This window comes from Erysipelothrix aquatica (genome assembly GCF_009828775.2).
Classification (GTDB): domain Bacteria; phylum Bacillota_I; class Bacilli_A; order Erysipelotrichales; family Erysipelotrichaceae; genus Erysipelothrix; species Erysipelothrix aquatica.
Window position 1 is genome coordinate 1 of record NZ_WTSY02000061.1, and the last position, 4,255, is coordinate 4,255.

The 4,255-nt window shown below is 34.2% G+C and carries 7 protein-coding genes; all 7 read left to right on the plus strand.

Annotation, left to right across the window (positions count from 1 at the left end):
- The first annotated feature begins 221 nt into the window (after window positions 1–221).
- The 7 genes from GVV20_RS10250 (at window position 222) to GVV20_RS10280 (ending at window position 4,178) form a co-directional block, all read left to right on the plus strand.
- Window positions 222–380, plus strand: a complete 159-nt coding sequence (locus GVV20_RS10250; protein ID WP_159740461.1) for a hypothetical protein — start codon at window positions 222–224, stop codon at window positions 378–380.
- Between the two features lie 102 nt (window positions 381–482).
- Window positions 483–650 carry a hypothetical protein gene (locus tag GVV20_RS10255; RefSeq protein WP_159740460.1) on the plus strand — a complete coding sequence of 56 codons (168 nt, stop codon included), beginning with the start codon at window positions 483–485 and terminating at the stop codon, window positions 648–650.
- A gap of 165 nt (window positions 651–815) precedes the next feature.
- A complete protein-coding gene (locus tag GVV20_RS10260; RefSeq protein WP_159740459.1) occupies window positions 816–1,001 on the plus strand; it encodes a hypothetical protein in 186 nt (61 codons plus the stop codon).
- 136 nt (window positions 1,002–1,137) lie between these two features.
- Window positions 1,138–2,328 carry a hypothetical protein gene (locus GVV20_RS10265; RefSeq protein ID WP_159740458.1) on the plus strand — a complete coding sequence of 397 codons (1,191 nt, stop codon included), beginning with the start codon at window positions 1,138–1,140 and terminating at the stop codon, window positions 2,326–2,328.
- Complete coding sequence (locus tag GVV20_RS10270; RefSeq protein ID WP_159740457.1) at window positions 2,325–2,624, plus strand: hypothetical protein; 300 nt, start codon at window positions 2,325–2,327, stop codon at window positions 2,622–2,624. Before GVV20_RS10265 ends, GVV20_RS10270 begins: the two co-directional genes overlap by 4 nt.
- 176 nt (window positions 2,625–2,800) lie before the next feature.
- Entirely contained in the window at window positions 2,801–3,286 is a 486-nt protein-coding gene (locus GVV20_RS10275; protein ID WP_159740456.1) for a hypothetical protein, read from the plus strand.
- Between the two features lie 160 nt (window positions 3,287–3,446).
- Window positions 3,447–4,178: a rolling circle replication-associated protein gene (locus tag GVV20_RS10280; protein WP_159740455.1), complete on the plus strand. Its 732-nt coding sequence runs from the start codon at window positions 3,447–3,449 to the stop codon at window positions 4,176–4,178.
- Window positions 4,179–4,255 lie beyond the last annotated feature (77 nt).

Genomic DNA, 4,255 nt, shown 5'->3' on the forward strand with positions numbered 1-4,255 from the left:
TGTACTTTCATTACTCAAATAATTTAAAGCCGCTCTCGCGGTTTTTTATTATTCATCTTAACAATTGATCGTATTGCTTCGGAGTGCGTCAACTTTGGATATATGTAAGTTACATAATATACATTATACGAATAGTACTATATAAATGTAGCAGTGAAACTCGCTGTGTTTATATTTCCTAACACAAATAAATAGTACTTTTTAAGGGAAAGGAGATAATGATGAAAGTTGAATTTATTCAGTCTGTTGGAAAAGATAGCGGTAAACCTTACCATGCACTTAGAGTCTACATTACAGATGAAGTTATTAAACTGGTATTTTTATCACCGGCAGAAACTCAACTGTTACTACTCAGTGGGCACAAGCCAAAAGTTGTTTAATGCGTTTAACCGATACAATTGTTTATCAATATGGTCAGATTGGTTTAACGATTATTACGCTCAATTAGTTTATGAAACCGAGTAGAAAGGGGACAGATATCTATGGAAGCAGTTATTACGGCTCTAACTACTGGCGTGACGTCAGCGGTCATGTTTAAGACAGTTGCTGAAGTTATGCCATTCGTAATCGTTATGATTCCATTTGCATTAGGATTGTTGCTATTACGCAAACTCATTCGTGGTGCAGGTAAAGGTAAGGCAACTATTTAATAGTTGCTTTTTTTATTAGAAAGGGGAAAATAGCCTATGTTTGAAATTATACAAAAGGTATTACTAATATGGATTGATTGGTTTCCGTTTTTAGTCGGATTGTATTTCATATTTGACTTAATCGGTTCTTTGCTATTTAACAAGAGATAATGGGGAACAAGATATATGTACCAGATTACACACCTAGTAAGTATCCTTGTGTCACTTACGACGGCAATTACATTACTGCTTATCATTCGTATCCTAGTTCTAATCGAACAGTTAACTACACAAGATTTTATCAAATGGACCATTACAATTCTATTACTGGTAGTCGGAACTTTGGGAATACAACTGGTATCGTTTGCTTAATGCCTAATGAAGTTACCAGTGATTTTTATTATCGTTCGGACTTAGACCAAATCTTAATATCATTTTTTATTATCTTGATTATTGGTTTTTATTTACCAAGTAAAATATTTATGCGTTTGTTTAAAAGGGGTCGCCTATGAAGAAAATAATTATATTTGCATTGACTCTTTTATTTACTTTGTCTTGGGTAACAATGCCTGTTGCTGCATCTAATCAAAATGACCAAAGATTTACGCCATATATGTCTGTTGGTTCTTATACGGATAGTGCGATTAAAAATATAGAAGATTGGGTTAAAATCTACAAACCTAATCTATTTAATGAAGAGCAAGGGCATTATATGTTGATGTCATATTTAGATCCAAATGTACAACAACAACGTTACTTGATTATTTATTACCCTGTTTATAAGAATATGACCACAACTAGCAATATGTATTATTCTCATGACGGTCAATCGAATAGCGGTAGGGTACAGTGTAAAGTTAGTGGTACTTCTGGTGGTTCTAATAATACATATGTTAATCAGTGGGATTGTACAGGTAACGGAGCCGGTCAAGCATATCAGCAACCTGTAGCGGTTGTTAATAATACTGTTGATTGGGCATATCATTTAAATTATAAGTCTGCTAGTGGAACTTATATTCCAGAAGCGTCAAAAATTGAAGTTTCATCTTATAATGGTGTTGAAAAAACTACTGTTGAACCTATTGTTTATTATTTTAATGATAAGGGTGTTCATGATAAAACTATAAAAATGAGTACATCTATTCAGGGTTATAAACCTAAACCGATTTTTGGAAATGTTACTGTTTGGGATAATACGTGGAGCTTGCTTAAACTAGATTGGGCATGGGCTCGTTCTGGTTATAGTTTATCCGAAGAATTGACAAATGATAGGGAGTTTCAAAGACAAGAAAATGAAAAGACTCGGAACGATATTAAAGAAACTAATAAGAGTGTTAAGGAAGTCGATAAGACTCTTAATGATTCTAGTGTCGATACTTCTAGCGGTGGTGGCTTTTTCGATGGGTTCGAATCCAACTCGTATGGTCTTACGAGTATTATCACGAGTCCTTTGGTTCTTATAAAATCATTGGTAAATCAAGGTTGTACAGATATTAGTGCACCATTACCTTATGTAGAAACAAATGTTAATCTTCCTTGTATGACACCGATTTATAAAGAGCATTTTGGTGGTTTCTTTGATGTCTATCAACTTGTTATTGGTGGCTTCATATCCTATCGAATAGCGGTTGATGTATTTGCAATGGTAAAGGGTTTTAAAGACCCAGAGAATGACAAAATCGAGGTGCTAGACCTATGATAAAAGCGATTATAAATGGAATATTCTCAATGGTTATTGGACTGGTATCAATATTACTTAGTCCAATTGATGCCATGATTGCTACTGTGTTGCCTGATTTAAGCAATGCAATGACTGCAGTCGGAAATTTGTTTACATTGATTGGAAATGGGGTAGGGTGGGTTATATCCATGATTGGATTAAATGATACCGTGCTTGCTCTAATCGTTGCATACTACACGTTTAAACTCACAGTGCCTTTGGGGCTCTGGATGACCAAACTTGCTGTTAAGTGGTACAACGCTATTAAACCTTAAAAGGAGATTATATGTTATATCTATTTGCAATAATATTCCTATATTTTGGAATACGAATACTACTGACTTATAAGATAAATTGGGCTTCATTTTTCAGAAAGGGGTTCGTCCCAAATAATGATAAATTTGGAGTGTATTGTTACTGTGGGAAACAAGGTAAGGGGAAAACGTATAGTGTGATTGAATACTTACATAACTTACCAGAAGGTACTCGCATATATGCGAATATCAAAAGCATTAAGAATGTTGAATATACTTACATTAGTAGTTTTACAGAATTATTAGATCTATCTCATGAACATGATTGCGTTATTGTTTATGATGAAATATTTACCGCTTTAACAAAATCTACAAAAATGACTACTGAAGTATTAGCCTTTTTATCTCAAATGAGAAAGAGAAGAATTATATTTATCACTACGGCCCAAGAGTGGTTAGAAATTAATATCACACTCCGTCGTTATTGTCGTTACCAGATAGAATGCAATATGCGTGGTTTTAAGTTCATAGGTCTATTGTTTAAATCATTTTATGATGCAGAAAAATTACGCTTTAATAAAGACAGTATGGAATATGAAGCTCCACTATCAACTATGACTATTTCCAAGTGTAACTTATATGTCGCTAATTCCTATGATACATATGAAGTTATCGCCACGTAGCAAGGCGCCCGACAGGGAGCGCCGTAGCGTGCTGTGACGTCTACGACGGAACATAAATCTTAGTAAGGGTTTTTGCTTTTGTAACTGTTCACGAAGTGAATAGTATAGCGGAGCGTATCGTGTCCGTCTACTTGACATACGGACACTTAAGGGGTAAAAGATGAAATTTTCTTATGTGAAGTATTATAAGAATGGTCTTGTCATTGCCACTGAACCACGTTATAAAACTATGGATAAAACATCGCGTGATGAGTTCTTCAATTCGCTCGCAGAGCGATATGGTTGTTTCGAAGAAACTTCCGCAAACAATGGCAATCTGTATCGCACAGTCCGTCGTATACGTGCAACTATTCGAGATTATGTATTATCAAATGATTTCGTATGGTTCTGTACATTTACATTTAAAGAACAGACGACTGATCGCGATAAGATTGTTTCACAGATTAATGATTGGTGTAAGTACATTAAAAAGAAGTATGTAAATGATTTAAAATATATTATACTTCTAGAGCGACACAAGAGCGGTGCATTTCATGCTCATGCGTTGTTATGTGATAAAGCAACTCCATACATGAAGTTTGCTCAAAAACGTTCTAGTGCTAAATTAACGGCTCCTGTTGATTCATATAATTTTGAGTTATGGAAAAAGGGGTTTAGTACTTGTGAGTATATAGAAGATAAAGAACGTGTATCAACTTACATTCTAAAATACATAACCAAAGATGTTGAGATAACACCAGGACGCAAGAATTACTTTGCAAGTCGTAACTTAGATAAACCAATTATCATGAAAGACGTTGTGATTGATGATGTTGATTTTACTAAAATTGAATCCTATGAGTATTTCTTGGTTTATAAAATGGCTACCACTGATATAGTGGACTATTTATAAAAATTATTGACACTAATACATAAAAGTAGTATTCTTTAGTCAAGGAGGTACTATAGTATGAGTAAGCAAGAATATAG

What these genes read in the sequence shown, in the direction of transcription:
- GVV20_RS10250 (WP_159740461.1), top strand. Translation starts at nt 222, where the DNA reads ATGAAAGTTGAATTTATTCAGTCTGTTGGAAAAGATAGCGGTAAACCT.
- GVV20_RS10255 (WP_159740460.1), top strand. Translation starts at nt 483, where the DNA reads ATGGAAGCAGTTATTACGGCTCTAACTACTGGCGTGACGTCAGCGGTC.
- GVV20_RS10260 (WP_159740459.1), top strand. Translation starts at nt 816, where the DNA reads ATGTACCAGATTACACACCTAGTAAGTATCCTTGTGTCACTTACGACG.
- GVV20_RS10265 (WP_159740458.1), top strand. Translation starts at nt 1,138, where the DNA reads ATGAAGAAAATAATTATATTTGCATTGACTCTTTTATTTACTTTGTCT.
- GVV20_RS10270 (WP_159740457.1), top strand. Translation starts at nt 2,325, where the DNA reads ATGATAAAAGCGATTATAAATGGAATATTCTCAATGGTTATTGGACTG.
- GVV20_RS10280 (WP_159740455.1), top strand. Translation starts at nt 3,447, where the DNA reads ATGAAATTTTCTTATGTGAAGTATTATAAGAATGGTCTTGTCATTGCC.